The organism is Candidatus Eremiobacteraceae bacterium (assembly GCA_036511855.1).
Lineage (GTDB): Bacteria > Vulcanimicrobiota > Vulcanimicrobiia > Eremiobacterales > Eremiobacteraceae > JABCYQ01.
This window is the reverse complement of record DATCBN010000030.1, coordinates 15,709-35,088: the sequence shown is the minus strand read 5'-3', so window position 1 is coordinate 35,088 and position 19,380 is coordinate 15,709. Positions and strand designations below refer to the sequence as shown.

Annotated in this window: 22 protein-coding genes; 14 read left to right on the top strand and 8 right to left on the bottom strand. The window is 62.9% G+C overall.

What is annotated here, in order from left to right; genetic code table 11:
• Window positions 1-381: 381 nt before the first annotated feature.
• Window positions 382-726, top strand: a complete 345-nt coding sequence (locus VII69_04780) for an STAS domain-containing protein (GenBank protein HEY5094418.1) — start codon at window positions 382-384, stop codon at window positions 724-726.
• Between the two features lie 42 nt (window positions 727-768).
• Window positions 769-2,130, top strand: coding sequence for a TolC family protein (locus tag VII69_04775; protein ID HEY5094417.1), 1,362 nt, complete (start codon window positions 769-771; stop codon window positions 2,128-2,130).
• Window positions 2,131-2,195: 65 nt separating this feature from the next.
• Here the strand turns inward: VII69_04775 and VII69_04770 are convergent, their stop codons facing one another.
• The 4 genes from VII69_04770 to VII69_04755 all read right to left on the bottom strand — a co-directional run bounded on the left by VII69_04770 (window position 2,196) and on the right by VII69_04755 (window position 5,830).
• Window positions 2,196-2,714, bottom strand: a complete 519-nt coding sequence (locus VII69_04770) for a hypothetical protein (protein ID HEY5094416.1) — start codon at window positions 2,712-2,714, stop codon at window positions 2,196-2,198.
• Window positions 2,715-2,827: 113 nt separating this feature from the next.
• Window positions 2,828-4,948, bottom strand: a complete 2,121-nt coding sequence (gene pnp, locus VII69_04765; protein HEY5094415.1) for a polyribonucleotide nucleotidyltransferase — start codon at window positions 4,946-4,948, stop codon at window positions 2,828-2,830.
• 145 nt (window positions 4,949-5,093) lie between these two features.
• Window positions 5,094-5,363, bottom strand: a complete 270-nt coding sequence (rpsO, locus tag VII69_04760) for a 30S ribosomal protein S15 (protein HEY5094414.1) — start codon at window positions 5,361-5,363, stop codon at window positions 5,094-5,096.
• A 173-nt stretch (window positions 5,364-5,536) separates the two neighbouring features.
• Window positions 5,537-5,830: a LysM peptidoglycan-binding domain-containing protein gene (locus VII69_04755; GenBank protein ID HEY5094413.1), complete on the bottom strand. Its 294-nt coding sequence runs from the start codon at window positions 5,828-5,830 to the stop codon at window positions 5,537-5,539.
• Window positions 5,831-6,053: 223 nt separating this feature from the next.
• Here VII69_04755 and lexA point away from each other — a divergent pair, with 223 nt between their 5' ends.
• The 4 genes from lexA to VII69_04735 all read left to right on the top strand — a co-directional run bounded on the left by lexA (window position 6,054) and on the right by VII69_04735 (window position 10,212).
• Window positions 6,054-6,674, top strand: a complete 621-nt coding sequence (gene lexA / locus VII69_04750; GenBank protein HEY5094412.1) for a transcriptional repressor LexA — start codon at window positions 6,054-6,056, stop codon at window positions 6,672-6,674.
• Window positions 6,675-6,857: 183 nt separating this feature from the next.
• Window positions 6,858-7,622, top strand: coding sequence for a gamma-glutamyl-gamma-aminobutyrate hydrolase family protein (locus VII69_04745; protein ID HEY5094411.1), 765 nt, complete (start codon window positions 6,858-6,860; stop codon window positions 7,620-7,622).
• A 12-nt stretch (window positions 7,623-7,634) separates the two neighbouring features.
• On the top strand, window positions 7,635-8,930 hold the full coding sequence (locus tag VII69_04740) for a PTS transporter subunit EIIC (GenBank protein ID HEY5094410.1): 1,296 nt from the start codon (window positions 7,635-7,637) through the stop codon (window positions 8,928-8,930).
• Window positions 8,923-10,212 (top strand): methionine gamma-lyase family protein, encoded by a 1,290-nt coding sequence (locus VII69_04735; protein HEY5094409.1) that lies wholly within the window; start codon window positions 8,923-8,925, stop codon window positions 10,210-10,212. The genes VII69_04740 and VII69_04735 overlap by 8 nt, the downstream gene beginning before the upstream one ends.
• Here VII69_04735 and VII69_04730 read toward each other — a convergent pair.
• Complete coding sequence (locus VII69_04730) at window positions 10,207-10,470, bottom strand: hypothetical protein (GenBank protein HEY5094408.1); 264 nt, start codon at window positions 10,468-10,470, stop codon at window positions 10,207-10,209. The two genes, VII69_04735 and VII69_04730, sit on opposite strands and share 6 nt — an antisense overlap.
• Window positions 10,471-10,605: 135 nt before the next feature.
• Here VII69_04730 and VII69_04725 point away from each other — a divergent pair, with 135 nt between their 5' ends.
• Window positions 10,606-10,959, top strand: a complete 354-nt coding sequence (locus VII69_04725) for a PilZ domain-containing protein (protein ID HEY5094407.1) — start codon at window positions 10,606-10,608, stop codon at window positions 10,957-10,959.
• Between the two features lie 81 nt (window positions 10,960-11,040).
• Here VII69_04725 and VII69_04720 read toward each other — a convergent pair whose 3' ends face one another.
• The gene (locus VII69_04720; GenBank protein HEY5094406.1) at window positions 11,041-11,250 is read right to left on the bottom strand and encodes a hypothetical protein; all 210 of its coding nucleotides are present in this window, start codon (window positions 11,248-11,250) and stop codon (window positions 11,041-11,043) included.
• Window positions 11,251-11,447: 197 nt separating this feature from the next.
• Here VII69_04720 and VII69_04715 point away from each other — a divergent pair, with 197 nt between their 5' ends.
• The 7 genes from VII69_04715 (at window position 11,448) to VII69_04685 (ending at window position 17,613) form a co-directional block, all read left to right on the top strand.
• Window positions 11,448-11,759, top strand: a complete 312-nt coding sequence (locus tag VII69_04715; GenBank protein HEY5094405.1) for an FHA domain-containing protein — start codon at window positions 11,448-11,450, stop codon at window positions 11,757-11,759.
• A gap of 10 nt (window positions 11,760-11,769) precedes the next feature.
• Complete coding sequence (gene panB / locus VII69_04710; protein ID HEY5094404.1) at window positions 11,770-12,624, top strand: 3-methyl-2-oxobutanoate hydroxymethyltransferase; 855 nt, start codon at window positions 11,770-11,772, stop codon at window positions 12,622-12,624.
• A 3-nt stretch (window positions 12,625-12,627) separates the two neighbouring features.
• Window positions 12,628-13,464 carry a pantoate--beta-alanine ligase gene (gene panC / locus VII69_04705; protein ID HEY5094403.1) on the top strand — a complete coding sequence of 279 codons (837 nt, stop codon included), beginning with the start codon at window positions 12,628-12,630 and terminating at the stop codon, window positions 13,462-13,464.
• Between the two features lie 75 nt (window positions 13,465-13,539).
• Window positions 13,540-14,772: a bifunctional phosphopantothenoylcysteine decarboxylase/phosphopantothenate--cysteine ligase CoaBC gene (gene coaBC / locus VII69_04700; protein ID HEY5094402.1), complete on the top strand. Its 1,233-nt coding sequence runs from the start codon at window positions 13,540-13,542 to the stop codon at window positions 14,770-14,772.
• Between the two features lie 2 nt (window positions 14,773-14,774).
• A complete protein-coding gene (locus VII69_04695) occupies window positions 14,775-15,608 on the top strand; it encodes a type III pantothenate kinase (protein ID HEY5094401.1) in 834 nt (277 codons plus the stop codon).
• The gene (locus VII69_04690) at window positions 15,605-16,189 is read left to right on the top strand and encodes an NAD(P)H-dependent oxidoreductase (protein HEY5094400.1); all 585 of its coding nucleotides are present in this window, start codon (window positions 15,605-15,607) and stop codon (window positions 16,187-16,189) included. Before VII69_04695 ends, VII69_04690 begins: the two co-directional genes overlap by 4 nt.
• Window positions 16,186-17,613 carry a CoA-acylating methylmalonate-semialdehyde dehydrogenase gene (locus tag VII69_04685; GenBank protein HEY5094399.1) on the top strand — a complete coding sequence of 476 codons (1,428 nt, stop codon included), beginning with the start codon at window positions 16,186-16,188 and terminating at the stop codon, window positions 17,611-17,613. Before VII69_04690 ends, VII69_04685 begins: the two co-directional genes overlap by 4 nt.
• A 6-nt stretch (window positions 17,614-17,619) precedes the next feature.
• On the opposite strand, the gene VII69_04680 is transcribed toward VII69_04685, so the two are convergent.
• Window positions 17,620-18,192 (bottom strand): hypothetical protein, encoded by a 573-nt coding sequence (locus VII69_04680; GenBank protein ID HEY5094398.1) that lies wholly within the window; start codon window positions 18,190-18,192, stop codon window positions 17,620-17,622.
• Entirely contained in the window at window positions 18,189-19,373 is a 1,185-nt protein-coding gene (locus VII69_04675) for a M20 family metallopeptidase (GenBank protein ID HEY5094397.1), read from the bottom strand. Before VII69_04675 ends, VII69_04680 begins: the two co-directional genes overlap by 4 nt.
• Window positions 19,374-19,380 lie beyond the last annotated feature (7 nt).

Sequence of the window (19,380 nt, the reverse complement as noted above, 5' to 3'; positions counted from 1 at the left end):
ACGCGTGCGGCGCAGAAAATCGCGCTCGTTCGAATTTCGCCGGCTCTCTCAAAGCCATGGCTTCAGTTCGCTTGTCACCGAACCGCCGGACGCGGCGCATGAATGCGTTCACGGCCTCTGCCGCATCGACGCGAACCACAGATCCGGCCGTTGCGCGGCGGGTGAATAGACGCTCGCGCACGACCGGCGCTATCGATTGACCGTGCGAACGATTGAACGCGAGCCAACGGGTCTCAGGAACGGCCTTTTCGTCCCGTTGCACGGGATTTTAGTTTCCTCACTAACTGTTAGGTAGGATATGGTGAAGCAGTTAACAATATACGTGGAAATAGTTAACTCGTGTACCGGTTGCGGCAAGCAACAACGTCTGGAGAGAGAAATATGGGCATCGACATCCGCACTTTTGATTCGATCGAACCGGGCGAGACCGTCGCCGTCGTCGAGGGAGATCTCGACGCGGCAACCGGCCGCGTCGTGCGCAACCGCCTCGTAAAACTTATGGCAGGCGAGCCGAAGAGTTTCGCACTCGATCTCAGTAACGTGCATCTTGTCGACTCGGGCGGCCTCGCAGCCATAATCGGGCTGCTGCGCGCGGTGCGCGATGTCGGTGGTGATGTGCGTGTGATCGCCGCCAACGAATCGGTCAGACGCGTGTTCGAAGTCACCGCCTTGTCGCGAGTGTTCAAGTATCACCCGATCCGGCCGCAGGTCGTATCGGCCGCGTAAGTGGCGCGATACGACGGCCGCCTTTTGAAAGGTCGCCAAACCGTGCGCGTTACTAGTTTCTCGGCTGCCGCAGCGATTTGCGGCGCGATTTTCCTGGCGAGCCCTGCGGCGCAGGCAGGCCAGACGAACGTCGATCAACCCCAAACAGCGTCCACGACCCGGACTTCGCTTTCGCTCGCGGACGCTTTGCAGCTCGCGCTTGCCAACAATCTTTCGTATCAGGCTTCCGCGCAGGACGTGAGCGCGGCGCAAGCGCGCGTGATCCAAGCCGGAGCGGGCCGCGTTCCGAAGCTGTCGGCCGACTATTCATTCGTGCACACGCAAAATCCGGCATTCTTCAATTTTCAAGCGCCTGGGCCGGGCGGCAAACTGGTGACCAAACCAATTTTCTTCTCGGCGACCAATCTCAATAACGTGGACGCGACGCTGCAATACGCGTTGTACAGCGGCGGCGCGGTTCAGGCCGCCATCGGTCAAGCCGCCGCCGGACTCTCCGCAGCGCAAAGCGATTACGCGGCGCAGCGTGCCACCGTCATCCGCGACGTCACCAACGCGTATTTCCAACTCATCGAAGCCCAGCGCGGAACCGCCATCGCGGATCAAACCGTCGCGGTCGCCAAAGAGAATCTCAAAACTGCCAACGATGGACTCAGCGCCGGAACGCTTGCGAAGGCCGATGTGTTGCGGCAGCAAGTCGCGCTTACGAACGCGCAAGTCCGCGACATCCAGGCCGGCGCCGCCGCGTCACTTGCAAACGCCGCGCTGGCAAATCTGCTCAACGTCAATCTCGGCAGTCAGATAGACCCGACGGAAGAACTCGCCGCGGCCACGCCGTCGTTCGCGCTTAGCGACGTGCTCGCCGATGCCACCGGGCATCGCTACGAGCTCGGCGCTGCACGGGCCGCGGTCGACATCGCCGCCGCCGCAGTCAAGGCGGCGCGTTCGGGCGCGCTGCCGTTCATCACGGTCCAGGTCGCCGATGCGAGCAGCAAACCGAATTTCGAAAATGTTCCGCAGCCGCAGCTCTCCGAGACCCTAGCCGTGACCTGGAAGCTCTTCGACGGCGGGCTCACGCACGGCAAAGTAGCCGAAGCCAACGCCGATGTCGAAAAGGCGAAGATCAACCTCAAGCAATTGAGCAACGGGATCGACTTGGAGGTCAGGCAAGCGTATTTCAACTACACCGCCGCGCAGGCACAAGTCGGCGCAAATAAAGCCGGGCAGGATGCCGCCGACGAAAGTCTGCGTGTCAGCCAGATCCGTTTCAAATCCGGCGTTGGGACGTCGCTCGAGCTGGCCGATGCGTTGCTTGACGACGCTCAAGCCCGCACCGACTACGTGAACGCACAGGCGAACCTTCGCATCGCGTTGACCGCACTGCAGCGCGCCGCCGGGCTGCTGTAGCCCATTTTGTAGGGCCGGCCTTTCCGGCCGGCCGATGATAAACATCGGCCCTACAACCACGAACGCTACGGGTTGCCGGCGCCGATCTCCATCGTGTCGCATTCGAGGGTTGGATTCGGGCCGGCGCATTCTACGAAGATCTTGCCGCCGCTCGCCGGCAGCGTGCGCGCCAATTGGTCGCTCTTGAACAACCTGATCTGATACTTCGCACCGACCGCGTGGGCGATATCCTTGGCGTCGTCCGGCAGATAGGCCGCAGCGAATTTGAATCCCGCCGCCGGGTCTTTGCCCTCGAAGAAGTCCAGCGAGAAGTGCTGCGCGACCGCCGGCGTCATACCGAAATACGTCACCGTGAGATACGCGTGCTCCGTGGTGTAGATCGAAGCACCCGGCGGAGGCGACGGCAGCGCGTGATACTTCGACGGTTGCGGCGGACTTGGCTTGCCGAGCACCGATTCCACCTCGGTGCGATTGTAGCCGAGGGTGGCACAGCATTGGGGCGGCGCTTGGGCCTTCGGCGCGCATGCGACAAGCGCCGGCAGAATGACTAGTAACGCTCGTGCCATCATGTTCCGCGTTGTCATAGTCGAACGGATTGTAGGGTGGGCGCGGCTGAACCTACTGCTACGGGACTCAATCATACTAAAAAAAATGGCCGGCCATAAAGGCCGGCCCTACATTATCTTCGGCCAAACGCTTAGTTGTTGGAGTTGTCGCCGGTGAGCACGCGCGAGAGATTCACACGTCCTTGGCTGTCGATCTCGCGCACCTTGACGGTGAGCGTATCGCCGAGATTCACTTCGTCCTCGACGCGGTTGACGCGGTGAGCGGCTAACTGCGAGATGTGGACGAGACCCTCTTTGCCCGGCAAGATCTGGACGAACGCGCCGAAGTTCATGATCCGCTTGACCACGCCCGTGTAGACCGCGCCGATTTCGACGTCGCGAACAAGATCTTCCACGATCTTCTTGGCCTTCTCGCCGCTCTCGCCGTCGGGCGCAGCGATGAACACGCGGCCATCGTTCTCGATGTCGATCTTGACGCCCGTGTCGGCGACGATCTTGTTGATGATCTTGCCGCCTGGCCCGATGACGTCTTTGATCTTCTCTGGGTTGATCTCCAGCACGTACATGCGGGGCGCGAATGCCGAAAGACCGCGCCGCGGCGCAGCGATCGTCTCCCGCAACTTGCCGATGATGTGCAGCCGGCCCTCACGCGCCTGGGCCATCGCGTCTCGCATCGTTTCGATGGTGATGCCCTGCACCTTGATGTCCATCTGCACGGCCGTGATGCCGTCGACGGTGCCTGCCACCTTGAAGTCCATCTCGCCCAGCGCGTCTTCAAGACCTTGGATGTCGGACAAGATGCCGGCGCGCCCGCCCTTGAGGATGAGCCCCATGGCGATGCCGCCGACGTGTTTGGGAAGCGGCACACCGGCGTCCATCAGCGCTAACGTGCTCGCGCAGACGGAGCCCATGGACGATGAACCGTTGCTCTCAAACGTCTCTGAAACGAGGCGTAGGGTATATGGGAACTGATCCGGCGGCGGAAGCAGCGGAACCAGCGCGCGCTCCGCAAGGTGGCCGTGGCCGATCTCACGTCGCCCCGGGCCACGCATCGGACGCGTCTCGCCGACGGAGAACGGCGGGAAGTTGTAGTGGTGCATGTAGCGCTTGAACGTTTGCGGGCCGAGTCCGTCGATTCGCTGCTCGTCGGAGATGGACCCGAGCGTTGCGGCCGTGAATATCTGCGTTTCGCCGCGCGTGAACAGTCCCGAGCCGTGCGTGCGAGGCACGACGCTGGTGCGGCAGGTGATTGTCCGGATCTCGTCCAGACGGCGTCCATCGGGCCGGATGCCCTCATCGACCACCATCGTTCGAAGCTCATCCTCTTCGCGCGCCTTGACGCACTTGTTGAAGTCCTGATTCTTCGGATCTTCGAGCTGCGGACGCAATTCCGACTCGAGCATATGCCCGACGATCCGTCGCTTCGCTTCGTCGCGCGTGATCTGCTCGAAGGCGCGCTCGCGCTCTATCTTGCCGGTGATGCGCATGGCGCTCGCGATATCCGCGCCGAACCTGTCGTCGACAAAGCTGTGCATGGATGGCGACGGCACGAATAACTTGAACTTACGCTTCGGCTTGCCGGCGCGCCGCGCAAGGTCGTTGATCAACCGCACCAGTTCTTTGATGCGCTCGTGCCCAAACGCGACGGCGCCGAGCATCTGCTCCTCTGAGATTTCTTTCGCGCCGCCTTCGACCATCATGACCGCATCGGCCGTTCCGGCCACGATCATGTCGAGCGTGCTCGATTCGAGGATCGACTTTGCGGGGTTGACGACATACTGGCCGTCGACGATGCCGACGCGCACAGCGGAGACGTTGAAATCGAAGGGGATGTCGGAGACCGCGAGCGCGGCGCCCGCGCCGATCATCGCGACGACATCGGGGTCGACTTCAGGATCGACCGAGAGCACCGTGCAGATGACGTGGATATCGTTGCGGAATCCTTCCGGGAACAGCGGCCTGATCGGCCGGTCGATCAACCGGGCGGTGAGGGTGGCCTTTTCGGACGGCCGGCCTTCGCGCTTGATGAAGCCGCCCGGGATCTTACCGGCGGCGTACATCCGCTCTTCGTAGTCGCAGGTGAGGGGGAAGAAATCGATGCCCTCGCGCGGATTTGCGCTTGCGGTGGCGGCCGCGAGAATACAGGTGTCGCCATAACGAACAAATGCGGAGCCGCTGGCCTGGCGCGCAAGTTCACCGGTTTCGATGGTGAGCGTGCGCCCGCCCAGCTCCATGCTGACGGACTCTGGCAAAAGGGAGTTCCTCCTAGATTCTTATTGATTTAATCTCGATATTTCGACAATCCGATGTTCTTAAAGATCGTCGAACATCCCTGGACGCGCAAAGCGCACCGGTGCGATCCGACCGGCGCGCTTCGATCGCATAAATGGTTAGTAGCTAGTGGCGCAATCCTAGTTTCGCGACGATCGCGCGATATCGATCGAGATCGCTTTTTTCAAGATAACGCAGCAGACTTCGGCGTTTACCCACCTTTTTGAGCAGCCCGCGGCGGCTCGCGTGGTCCTTCTTATGGATCTTGAAGTGACCGGTCAGCTCGTTGATTGATTCGGTTAAGAGAGCGATCTGGACTTCGGGTGAACCGGTGTCATCTTTTTTGCGCTGATGTTTATCGATGACCGCAGTCTTGCGATCCCTATTGAGTGCCACGGTTTGATAGACTCCTTCCGAATTCGCGTACGGCCGCAGCCCGCATCGTGCGAGCCGCTTCGCCGTCGTAAAAAGGCACCTCAGTAGGATAACATACAGGTCCGGTACGGTCAAACGCCGCTTCCACAAAAAAAGCGGCGAGCCGTAGCTCACCGCTTGAACTCAAGCCGAGCCTATCGCGGTATCAGGAGCACCTGGCCGGGTTGAAGCCTGCTCTTCGCGGTGAGATGGTTGACCTGCGCGACCGTATAGGCCGCCTCCGCGACGTCGCTGCCTGGGCCGGCGCGCTTTGCGACGATGCTCCAAACCGTGTCGCCCTGACGGACCGTGACGCGATCGTAGCGCGACGGCGTGGACGTGTAGACGTGAGCGCCCCAGACGACCGGCAATGCGAACACGATGACTAAGGACAGCAATTGGATGACGGGAATCAATGTGGCTCGCGAGGCGCGGTAGGTTCGTAGCATGGGGCTTGTCCTCTCGGTCGGGACGCGGTCGAACGTATGTTTGACAGGTTCATCTTAGCGCCGGGTGCCCTCAGTGTCAAGATTTTTTCGAACAAACGTTTGCAATTTTTGAGCCCCTATGGTACGATTCACTTTGCGCGACGGTCGAGCTATCGGCCGCCGTACAGTATCGTCACCCTAATTTGCCTCTCTCGAAGAGCATTGGATAAAGGCGGTAATCGCAGTGGATCGCAAGACGACGCCGCGCCAGCAATCCATCCTAGATGTCATCCGCGATTTTCGTCGCGAACACGGTTACCCGCCGTCGGTACGCGAAATCGGCGAGCGCGTGGGCCTCTCCTCGAGCAGCACGGTGCAATGCCATCTGCGCACCCTCGAGAAGAAGGGGCTCATCAAGCGCGATCCCACCAAGCCGCGAGCGCTCGTCTCCGGCAACGAATCCCATGAAGAAACGCTGTCGCTGCCGGTGGTCGGCCGAGTGGCCGCGGGCTGGAACTACGACGCCATTCAAAACGTCGAAGAGCGCTTTACCGTGCCCGCCACCTTCGTCAAGAATTCCGGATCATTCATGCTTCGCGTGAAGGGCGACTCCATGGTGGATGCCGCCATCCTCGACGGCGATCTCGTCGTGGTCAACCCGCAACCGGTCGCCAATAACGGCGATATCGTGGTCGCATATCCCGACGATTCGCAAGGCGGCGAATGGGAAGCCACCCTCAAGACGTTCTACCTCGAAGGCAACCGCGTCAGACTGCAGCCCGAGAACAAATTCATGGAACCGGTCTATACCACCAAAGCCAAGATCCTGGGCAAAGTAACGGCGGTCATCCGCAAGCTTTCGTAGCACGCGCGAGCGAAAATGTAGGAGGGCAAGCATCGCTTGCCCTTTTTCGTAGGAGGGTGAGCAACCCGTATTAGGGTGAGCAGCGCTCACCCAATTGGGCAAGCGATGCTTGCCCTAGTACGAGCTTGCCCTCCTACACAGACCCGAGGGGTCCTCGCAGCGCAAAGTTGAAACATCGTCGCGATGAAGCCTAGAATCGCGATCACGGTCGGCGCGGATGAAGTGTCGGTCCGTGACCACTGGGCCACCTACCGCCAAGCAGTAGAACAAGCCGGCGGCGAGCCCACGCTCCTCTACGGCACATTCACCGAGGATCAGATTCCGGCAATCGTCGAGGCCTACGACGGACTGCTGTTGCCCGGCGGTCCGGACTTGCCGCCCGACGAATACGGCGGACGGCCGCATCCGACCGTGTTCGTCTCGTCGGCCGATCGCGACGGTTTGGAGCTCGGGGCCGCCCGCTACGCGAAAAGGGCCAAGATTCCGACGCTTGCGATTTGCCGGGGCTGTCAAGTGGTCAACGTCGCGTTCGGCGGCACGTTGTACGAAGATATCGAAGACCTGTACGAATCGCCCAACCATCAGATCGTGCAGCATCAGCAAACGCCGGACCACGGCCGGCAAGAAACCACTCACCCCGTCGACATCCATACCAACTCGAAACTCGCAGAGATCGTGGATGGCGTCTGCATCGAGACGAACTCGATGCACCATCAGGCGTTGCGGCGCGTCGCCTATGGACTTCGGGTGGTTGCGCGCGCGCGTGACGGCACGATCGAAGGCATCGAGGCCGACGATGGCCATCCATTTTTCGTCGCTGTCCAGTGGCACCCGGAAGAGCTGGTCGGCCGCGATGAGCCGAGCCGCCGGATCTTTCGCTCGTTCGTGGAGCATGCCGCAGCGCGACGCCGCGCCAGGTCGGCCGTGCCCGCGTCCGGCGCTTCGTAGGGCCGGTAACCTTTGCAGCACGCCCCGAGCGGCGGTTTCGAGCGGACGATCGCCGCGCTCGAGATGCGCTTTTTCCCCGCGCTTCGCCGCGCAGCCGAAGAGCCGCATATGGCGGCAGTTCGAGAGGCGATCGGGCCCGCATTCGTCGCCCTGCTAGTCGCGAGCATCGCAGCATATTTCTACCAATCCGATCCGGATCCGGCCAGCCGCTTCTTCGCGGCGTACCACGTGGGCTTCGGCGTCATGGGCGTGGCTCTGGCGGCCTTTCTCGCCGAGCGGCTCGCGCGAACCTTCCGCTACAACCGCGTCGCGGCCGTCGCGCTTAGCTTGATCGCATTTTACCTCTCGCTTCCCACGGACTCGCGCGCTCAGCCGTGGTTGGCTATCGCGCAGATCTCCTCGACGAGCATATTCTTGGGACTGATCGTTGCAATGCTCACCGGCGAAGCGCTGCGGATCGCATGCAGAAGGCTGCCAGCGATGGCCGGCATCGCCGCGGCCGCAATCGCGACCGTTGCCGTCTTCGGCTTGCTCGCCGCCGCCGGCATAAGTCTGGGCGGCCTCTTGCTTCCGCTCATCAGACCGCTGGTGGCGGTCGGCGATACCTTGCCGGGTCTGCTGGTCGTCGTCGCGCTGCAGACGCTGCTTTGGTGCGCCGGCGTGCACGGACCGGCATTCCTATCGGCCATCGTCACGCCGATCTATCTCCACGCGCTCGATCAGAACAGTCAGGCCTTCATCCATCATCAGCTGCCGCCGCACATCGTCACGATAGCCCTCGCCACGTTTTTCTTCCCCGGCGGATCGGGCGCCACGTTGCCGCTGGCGCTGCTCATGCTGGGCTCGCGCGTCGCTCGCTTGCGCAAACTCGCGCTCGCATCGCTGCTGCCGTCGTTCGCGAACGTCAACGAACCGTTGATCTTCGGCGTCCCCATCGTCATGAATCCGACGTTTGCGCTTCCGTTCATCGGTGTGCCGCTTCTGCTCGCGACGATCACCTACGCGGCCATGTGGTTCGGCATCGTCGACCGGACCGTGTTTTGGGTGCCGCCCGTCAATCTGCTTCCGGCGGTGATCGGCGCGTGGATCGTCACTGGCCGCGATTGGCGCGCCGTCGTCCTCGTCGTGGTCAACGTAGCGGTCGGCGCGGCCCTGTATGCGCCGTTCTTGCGATCGTTCGAACGCGAGATCGGCCGTTCGCCCGAAGAAGCTGAAGCGCTCGTCAAGACCGCCGCAGCGATCCGCGCGCACGAACTCGACGTCGAGCGTCATCCCGAACATCTGGTGGAAGAGAAGACGGATGGTTGACCGACTTCGCGCTGCGGCCAAGCTTTTCGGCTTCACGCCGCGTGTCGTCGACGCGGCGGAGTCCGCGCTCGCGCTTGCCTTGCCTGCGTGGCGCGACCGCGATGCCAAAGCGTTCGAAATCTCGGCAAAGGTGATCGGCGCGTTCGCGCAGGCCGGCTTGAACGAAGGCCACCTCACAGGCAGCACCGGTTACGGCTATCACGATCGCGGCCGTGAAGCGTACGAATCGTTGTTCGCCCGATTGATGGACGCCGATGCGTCGATCGCGCGCCTGCAGCTTGCAAGTGGAACCCAGGCGATCGTCGTCACGCTGTCGGCGCTGCTTGACGCGGGCGGCCGCTTCTGCTCGGTGACGGGCCGGCCGTACGACACGCTGAGGATGGCGCTGGTGGACCACCCCCGCAGTCTCGTCGCCCGCGGCGTGAAGTACGATGAAGTGCCGTGGACTGACGGACCCGCCCCGGCGGCGCACGATGTCGCCGCAGCGCTCGATCGCGTGCCAGACGTCGTCTTCGTGCAACGCTCGCGTGGCTATGCGCCGCGTCCGTCGCTCGATGTCGCGGCGATCGGCGCTCTTGTCGCGGCCGTGCGCGAGCGGGCTCCCAATGCTATCGTGGTGGTGGACAACTGCTACGGGGAATTCGTCGAACCTGTAGAACCGTGCGCCGTCGGCGCCCACGCAGTGGTCGGTTCGCTCATCAAGAATCCGGGCGGAGGCGTGGCGGTGAGCGGCGCGTACGTCGCGGGGCGGGCCGAAATCGTGGAGCGCGTGGCAGAACGAATTTTCGCACCCGGGATCGGCGCCGCGATCGGACCGACGCTGGACACGAGTCGATGGTTTTTCGCCGGGCTGCATCGCGCGCCGCGCGCCGTGGCCGAGAGTTTGAAGACGATGGATTTCGCCGCCGCGCTGTTCGCCGAATTAGGATACGAAACGGAGCCGGCGTGCGGCGCAGCACGTACGGACATAATTCAAGCGATCCGCCTTGGATCGCCCGAGAAGCTAAAGGCATTCGCACGCGGTGTGCAACGGATGCTGCCGGTGAACTCGCGCGCCTTGCCGGAACCCGGTCCGGTGCCGGGTTATGCGGATCCCGTGTTGATGGCCGACGGCGCGTTCGTCGCCGGCTCGACATTGGAGCTCTCGTGCGATGCTCCGATGCGCGCACCGTACGAAGTGTATCTTCAGGGCGGTCTAGATGTTGCGCACGGAGTGCTTGTGGCGATGAACGCCGCAAGTGACATAGAGCGCGCGAGCGGCGGGCTCGAGCGCACCCTATAGCGGCTGCGCGGAGTCGCCATCGGCGTCGTCGCCAAACCAGCTGAAGTTGTTGTCCACCGGCTGGCCGAGCGCGCCGAGCATCGAACCGTCTTGACCGGGGTTGCCGCACTGCTGACCGATCGGCATGCTGGCCACCGGTTGCGTGAAGCTGACCTCCGAGTCCGGCTGCATCTCCTGACCGAATTCTGAACCGCAAAGTCCATCGTCTAATGTGGATGAGTAGGTAGGAAAGCCGACAGACGACGATGAGATATCCATTCGCGTTTTGCCTCATTTCTGGCGCGAGCGCCGCGCCGGCGGACGGGCGTGAGCGCTATCACCCGAGCTCGCGATGAGGGCAAGTAAATTCAAGTATGGCAGGCTCCGAACGCCTGTGCGAGAATACTGGGACAAATGGATGGTGAGCTAAGCCGGCGTCAGTATGTCCGCGTTGCAGTTACTTTGCCCGTGGAATTCTCGGTGGATGGCGAAGCTAATCCGCACGACGGCTCGGTCTTCGATCTTGGGGCCGGGGGAATGCGCCTCGTCGCCTCGTATGATTTGCCGGCGCGCGCGAACGTCGGCCTCAAGTTCGGTCTTCCCGGTACGAACCGCACGGTTCAGGCCAGGGGACGGGTCGTGTTGAGTTTCTTCGCGCGCAACGAGCAGAAATTTCATCACGGCATCGCATTCACGTCCATCGAGCCGGGCGACCACACGGCCATCCTGGGTTTCGTCGAATCCAACGACGCGCAACGGCGGGCCTGATCCAAAAACCGAGCCTCTAAAATCAGAAAAACTCGCGTCGTCGCGCGAGTTTTTTGTTTGCAGCTTTATGCGACGCAGAATTCAGTCGCGTTTTGCCTCACCCATGAATCCGTAGAAATAATATTCGCTCCCGTCGGTCATCGTGAGGACGACGCGGGTCTCTTCGTACGCGGCGCTCGCAACGAGCTTGCCGGGCATCGTGTCCAAGATGCCTTGCGCGAAAACTCGCTCGGCTTCCCGAAGCGCGTCGGGGTCGATGTCAAGCAAATCGGAATCGCGAACCTGGCTCACGCTCGGGTCTTCCACAACGTTTTTCAGCTCCGGTTATAAGAGGCGCGGCCTTCTTACATTTAGTGTTGTCGGCCAGACCGGACGGTAAAATTAGGCTTGCAAGACCTGGCTAGGCCAAAAGTCCGGCACGGCCTCTAACCGCCCCATGGGCGGCTACGCGGGAGGGCGCCGCGCAACCCGCGAAATCGGCCGTTCTCATGTACGAACTCGAAGCGATGAACGGCCCACTCGACGGCAAACGCTGGGCGTTTTCCCGGGACATCAGCATCGGCCGCGACGGTACAGCCGTCGGCGCCGAATTGTCCACCGACCGAGCCGCATCCCGCCGGCATGCCGAAGTTCGCGCCACGCCCGGCGGACTTGTACTCACCGACCTGGACAGCCGCAACGGCACGCTCGTCGACGGCTCGCCCATCGATGGTCCGATGCTCATCACCACGGGCCAGCCGTTTATCGTCGGCCGCACGATGTTGCGCGTGCTCGATCCTGCTCCGCCAAAGAAAGCGTAGACCAACAAAAATGCCCGTCACCGTCAACACTTTTTTCGACAAGAAAGCACGTGGCGAGAAGATCGCGATCGTCACGGCCTACGACGCGCTCGTTGCGGCCATGGTGCACGCAGCCGGCGCCGATGCGATTTTGGTCGGCGATTCCGCCGCGATGGTATTCGCGGGATACGATACCACGCTGCCGATCACGATCGACGAAATGCTCTACCATACCCGCGTGGTGACCCGCGGCGCTAAAGGCGCGTTCGTCATCGCAGATATGCCGTTTCTTTCGTTCCAATGCGGCCACGACGAAGCGGTCCGCAACGCAGGCCGGTTTCTCAAAGAGGGCTTGGCGCAAGCCGTCAAATTGGAGGGCGGGCACGACATCGATCTGGTCGCACGCCTCGTATCGAGCGGCATTCCAGTGATGGGGCACCTCGGCCTCACGCCGCAGTCGGTCAATGCGCTCGGTGGATATCGCGCGCAGGGCAAGACGGTCGAATCTGCCGAGCTCATGCTCGCGCAGGCTGAGGCATTGGACCGAGCCGGATGCTTTGCCATCGTCCTCGAGTGCGTGCCGAGCGCGCTTGCGTTGAAGGTGAGCGCAGCTATCCGCTGCGCGACGATCGGTATCGGCGCGGGGCCGAGCTGCGACGGCCAGGTCAGCGTCATCAACGATCTGCTCGGGCTTTCGGTCGGCTATCTGCCCCGGCACGCCAAACGTTACGCGAAATTGTACGACGACGGGCTTGCCGCGGTGCGTTCGTACGTCGGCGATGTGCGAACGCTGAAGTTCCCTGAGCCGGAGCACGAAGTCGGCGCCCAGACGCGGGATGCGCAATCGAACGCTCACGCAGCGAGCCAGAATCCCGCGACGCGCTAGCGCGTGCACGTCGTCCGTTCGGTCAGCGACCTTCGCGCCGCGCGGGCCGCTCTGTCGTCGCCGGTCGGGTTCGTGCCGACGATGGGCGCCTTGCATGCGGGCCACGCATCGCTCGTCGCGCGTGCCCGCGCGGAGTGCGCGACGGTCGTCGTGTCTGTGTACGTCAACCCGTTGCAATTCGGACCGGGCGAAGATCTAAGCCGCTATCCGCGCAGGTTCGACGCCGATGCCGCGATGTTAGAACGGATCGGCACAGACCTCTTATTCGCACCAGCGGACGACGTGATGTACCCGCCCGGCGCGCAAACGACGATCGATCCGGGATCTCTCGCTTCGCAGCTCGAGGGCGAGCGCAGACCGGGGCACTTCCGCGGCGTCGCGACCGTCGTGCTGAAACTCTTCAATCTCGTCGTGCCGCAGCGCGCGTACTTCGGTCAAAAGGATGCGCAACAGCTCGCGGTGGTGCGGCAGATGACGGCGGACGTCGATCTGCCGGTTGAGATCGTCGGCTGCCCCATCGTGCGCGAGGACGATGGTCTCGCGCTTTCGTCGCGCAATATCTATCTGTCCACGCAGGAGCGGCGCGACGCGGTGAAGCTTTCGCAAGCGCTTCAAAGCGTAGCGCAAGCACTGGTCGCCGGACGAACGGACGCACATCGGCTCGTCGCGGATGCAGCGGCTTTGTTGGCTCCATTACGGCTCGACTACATCGCCGTCGTCGATCCGCGCGCGTTCGTGCCGCTCGTCACCGCGCCCGCGGAGTCGGATCTTCTTGTGGTTGGTGCCGCGTACTGCGGTGCGACGCGATTGATCGACAACGTCAGCATGCGCACGCCGTAGGAGGGATTTGCCCGTGAATGCTAGCGCCGTGGAGGGCGGCATCGGGGGGCCGACTAAGCAAGCACATCCACTCCCATGAACATCGCGCCATCATCTGCGCCGCCGGATCTCGCCGGTCGCACCGTACTCGTCGGCGTCTGCGGCGGAATCGCCGCCTACAAGTGCGCGGGCGTCGTCAGTAAACTACGCCAAGCAGGCGCCGACGTCCACGTGATCATGACCGAAGCAGCGTGCCGGTTTGTCACGCCGCTCACGTTTCAAGCGCTGTCCGGCAACGACGTGCACACCGAGATGTTCGACGCCGGCACCACGTGGCAAGTCGCGCATATCACGCTGGTGCGCAAGAGCGAACTGTTCGTCGTGCTCAACGCCACCGCGAACACGCTAGCCAAAATCGCGCACGGCATCGCCGACAATCTGCTCACGACCTGCGTCCTCGCCACGCGCAACCCCGTACTCGTAGCGCCGGCAATGAACACCGCGATGCTCGATTCCGCGGCGACGCGTGAAAATATCGCGTCGCTGACGGCGCGCGGGCTTGAATTCGTCGAGCCCGGTTCCGGATTTCTCGCGTGCGGCGAGATCGGCGACGGCCGTCTTGCAGATGAAGACGACATCGTCGCCGCTGTCGTGCGCGCCCTCGGGCGGGCCAGCAGCATGGCCGGCGAGCGCGTCGTCGTCACCGCAGGTCCGACGCGCGAGTTCGCCGACCCAGCGCGCTTTCTGTCGAACGCGTCCAGCGGCCGCATGGGTTACGCGCTTGCCGGTGAGGCGCGGCGGCGCGGCGCGCACGTCACCTTGATCAGCGGGCCCGCCGAACTCGCGCCGCCCTTCGACATAGAACTCGTTCGCGTCGTCACCGCCCGCGAAATGCACGCCGCAGCGCTCGCACATCTGCCGGACACGACGATGTTCATCGGCGCGGCCGCGGTGGCGGATTTTCGTCCATCCTCGCAGGCTTCGGGCAAGGTGAAGAAAGACGGCGCGCCGCTGCAGATGGATCTCGAACGCAACCCCGACATCATCGCCGACGTCTCGGCGCGTCGTCCGACGGGATGTTTGGTGGTGGGCTTTGCAGCTGAAACCGAAGACCTGCGCGCCAACGGGCTGGAAAAGCTCGCACGCAAGAAGTTGGATTGCATCGTCGTCAACCGGATCGGCAACAACGGCAGCGGCGCCTTCGGCGCAGCCGATAACGAGGTGCTCATTCTTTGGCCGGGCGGCGAACAAGCCGTTGCGCGCGCGTCGAAGCCCTCGATCGCGGCTTCGATCTTAGATCGCACCGCCCAGCTCCGATCGGGCGCCTGACGATGCTCCTCGCGGTCGACATCGGCAACACGAATATAAAGTTCGGTCTATTCGAAGACGCCGGCCACAGCGCCGGAACGCTCGCTCATACGTGGCGTTCGGTCACGAACCGCCGCCAGACCGGCGACGAGCTCGCCGTTCTCGTCGATGGGATGCTGCGCGTGCGCGGCGTGCCGCCGGCGTCGGTCCAGCGAGTCGTGGTGGCGAACGTTGTTCCCCAACTCTACCGAGCCGTCACGAGCATGTCGCAGCGCTATTTCAACTGCCGCACGGAGTTCATCTCCGCCGCAAGGCAAACGATGATGCCCGTTCGCACGCAACGTCCAGCCGAACTCGGCGCCGACCTCATCGCCAATGCGATCGCGGGCGTTAAGAGGTACGGCGCGCCGATCATCATCGTCGGATTCGGCACTGCGACCACGTTCTCGGGTGTGGACGCGGACGGCGCGTTCGCCGGCACCGCCATCGCACCGGGCATCGAGCTCTCAGTCGACGCGCTCGTCGGGCGCGCCGCAAAACTCATGAGCGTGCCGCTGATCCGGCCGCGAGCCGCGCTCGGCACCGATACCGCAGAGGCGCTCCAATCCGGGATCATCTTCGGATTTGTCGGCCAGGCGGAATTTCTCATCGCGAAGATCGCCGCGGAACTCGGCGGCAAGCCCACGGTGGTGGCCACCGGCGGCCTCGCGGAATTAGTCGCGAAAAACACCGAGGCGATCCATCACGTCGACGACAGCCTGAGCCTTCACGGCTTGTATCACTGGGCCACCACCGACCGCCGCGCCATGCTCGATCCGGCGAGCGACGGCGCGCCGGTGCTTGGCGGAAACGAATGACGGCGGACATCGTGAAGGTGGCCGCATTTGCGGGTTCTCTTCGCGTGAAATCATACAATCGTGGATTGCTGCGCGCGGCCGTCGCGCTCGCGCCGCCGGACGTGACGATCAACGTCATCGACATCGACGACGTACCGCTGTACAACGCCGACTTCGACGACGAGTCGAATCCATTGCCGCCGGTCAAGCGCCTGGTTGACGCGATCAAGGCGGCGGATGCGTTGCTCATCGTCACACCCGAATACAACTATTCGATGCCGGCTGTGACCAAGAACGTGCTCGACTGGGCATCGCGATTCGACGGGGTCCTTGACGAAAAACCCACCGCGATGATGGGCGCTTCGACGACCGGATTCGGCACCTTGCGCTCACAGCTCCAACTTCGCCAACTGGCGGCCGGCGCCGACATCTGGTTTCTCACGGACCCCCAGCTATACGTGTCGTCGGCGCGCACGAAGTTCGACGCCGATGGCAATCTCACGGATGAGAAGACCAAAGGGCTGGTCACGGCGTTGCTTTCCGCGTTGGCGGAATTTGCCCGCCGGGTTGGACGAACGGATTCGCAAGGCATAGTTCCGTGATACCGGCGCTCATCGGTCCGAAGTGGGAGCGTTTGGAGCGCGATTCGCTGCCCGTTTTCAATCCGGCCACGGCCGAAGAAATCGAACGCGTGCCGCTGCTCGGTGCCGCCGACGTCGATCGGGCGGTGAAAGCCGCAGCTGCCGCGCAACCGGAGTGGAGCCGCGTGTCGATCATGGATCGTCAACGGCTCATGTTCGCCTACAAAGCGAAACTTGAAGAACACGCCGAGGAACTCGCGGCCATCGTCACCCGCCATCACGGCAAAACTCTTGCCGAGGCGCGGGGCGAGGTGCGGCGCGGGATCGAGGTCGTGGACTTCGCCTGCGCGGCGTCGACGATTTTGCAGGGCCGGACCCTGCGCGATGTCGGCAACGGCGTGGATCAGGATTGCTACCGCTATCCCGTAGGGGTTGCCGCCGGCATCACGCCGTTCAATTTTCCGGTGATGATCCCGCTGTGGATGTTCCCGCTCGCGGTGGTGTGCGGCAACACGTTCGTCCTCAAACCATCGGAGCGGACGCCACTCGGAGCGGTCCGTCTGGCTGAGATCTTCCTGGAGGCCGGCTTTCCCGATGGCGTGCTCAACGTGGTTCACGGGACTCGCGATTGCGTCGACGCGCTCATCTCGCATCCGGACGTCGCAGCGGTGTCATTCGTCGGTTCCGAGGCGGTGGCGGCGCACGTCTACCGCGAGGCCGCTCGCACCGGGAAGCGCGTGCAATCGGCGGGCGGCGCGAAGAACCACATCTTCGTCATGCCCGACGCCGACATCGACGCAGCGCTGCCGTCGATCCTCAACTCAGCTTTCGGAAATGCCGGCGAGCGCTGCTTGGCTGGAAGCGTGGCGGTCGCGGTGGGCTCGGCGGGCGCGCCGTTGCTCGCGGCCGTGAATGAAGGCGCGCGCAAACTTGTCGTGGGCCCCGGCGATCAAGCGGGCGTGGACGTCGGACCGCTTATCCGCGATGAGCATCGCACGCGGGTGCTTGAATACATCGCGCGCGGCGCGGCAGAGGGCGCGCGCGTGACCACTGACGGACGCGGCTACATAGACCGGCCAGGCTATTTCGTCGGCCCGACGGTGCTCGACGGCGTGACCACCGAGATGGCGGTGGGTCGCGACGAGATCTTCGGGCCGGTGCTTTCGATGGCGTATGCGAAGACGCTCGACGACGCGATCGCGATGGCGAACGCGTCACGGTACGGCAATATGTCGGCGATCTTCACGTCGAGCGGCAAGTCCGCACGCCAATTCCGCGACACGGTGGAAGCGGGCATGGTCGGCATCAATGCCGGCACCGCGCAGCCGTTCGGGTTTTATCCGTTCTCGGGCTGGAAAGGCTCGTTCTTCGGCGACCTTCATCTGCAGGGCCAAGACGCGGTGGAATTCTACACGCGCAAAAAGATGGTCATCTCGCGCTGGTGACGAGTCCTACGGATTCGCCGCACAGGTGATCGCGGGTTTATCGTGTGTGAGCCGAGCGAGGTCCGTGAGATACGTCTTCATGGTCTGCGTGTAGCCAAAGACGTAGCGCGCCATGAACCGGAAAAACGGATTGTAGATCTTGCCGTCTTCGATGATCGTTAATCCCGAGCCGTTGATTGGAGCGATCGCAAGCCTTCCCGACTCGGCTGAGAAAATGTACGCCCACGTACCGCCGAACGGCATGCCCGGCACGAAGTCGATGGTGCGCACCAACTTGTTGTCTTCGGCATATGCGATCGTGCGGTAGATGATCGCGCTGCCATGAGTGTCGGTCTCGCGCCATACCGCCGTCGCACCGCGCCCCGACACGAGCTCGGCGCGCGAGATTTCAGGCCGCCAATACACCGACGTGTCGTCGTTTTCCACCACCGCGAATAAAAAATGGACTGGTCTCGCATAGTTCGCGGAGCATACCGCATGATGATCGATCGGCAGCGATGTGCCGATGCCGGTCATCACCAAAAAGACGAAGACGAGCGCGAAAAAAATCGTGCCCGTCCAGCGCCAGAACGCCTTCACGCCTGCGCTATTTTTGGCGCGTCCAGAGCGAGCGCCGTCATCATCTGCACACCGGCTTCGAGACAATCCTCATCGATGGCGAACCTCGCGTTGTGATGTGCGACCGCCGTCGCCGGCCCGCTCTGCACGCCGACGAAGAAGAACGCGCCCGGTCTCTGCTCGAGCATGAACGAGAAATCTTCCGCGCCCATGGTTCGTTCGAATTCGACGGAACGAGACGGCCCTAGAGTCTTGGCGGCGAGATCCGCGACATACGCGGCCTCGGCGGCGTTATTCACCGTGACCGGATAGCGCCACAAGTAGTTGTAGTCGTAGGCGGCGCCGGCTCCGTCGCAGCAGCCTTTGAGCACGGCTTCTATCCGCGGCTTCATCTGCTCGCGTACGTCCGCGTCGAACGCGCGCACGGTGCCGAGCATGGAGACGTTGTCCGGAATCACGTTGTGGATGTTGCCGCCATGGATAGAACCGATGGTCACAACGGCAGGCTGTATGGGATCGACGGAACGGCTGACGACGGATTGCACGCTTGTGACGAACTGAGCTGCCGTGAGGATCGGATCAACGGTCTGATGCGGCGCCGCGCCATGGCCGCCGCGCCCGCGGATCGTGATTTCGATGGAATCGCTCGACGCCATCACAGGGCCGGGCCGGACGGCGATCACGCCCACTGGATACAACGACGCGAGATGAAGTCCGTAGACCTTGTCGACGTGCGGATCTTCGAGCACGCCGTCGTCGATCATGGCCTTCGCGCCGCCTTTCCCTTCCTCAGCCGGCTGAAAACAAAGCACGATCGTGCCGCAAAGCAGATCGCGGCGTTCCATGATCATCTGCGCCGCGCCGAGCAATATGGCCACGTGGCCGTCGTGGCCGCACGCATGCATCTTGCCGTTCTCGCGCGACGAGAAACCGACACCGCTCTCTTCCTGCACCGGAAGCCCGTCCATGTCCGCGCGCAGCAAAATGGTGCGGCCCGGCTTTTTCGTGCGCAAAATCCCGACGACTCCCGTCTCACCGATACCGGTGCGGACTTCATATCCGAGAGCCTTGAGACGATCGGCGACGATGCCCGCCGTGCGGACTTCTTCGAAACCGAGTTCGGGATGCATGTGGAAATCGCGCCGCAGCTTGATGACATCGTCAAGCACCGGTGCGGGAACTTCGAGGATGGCGCCGCTCATGTTCGGA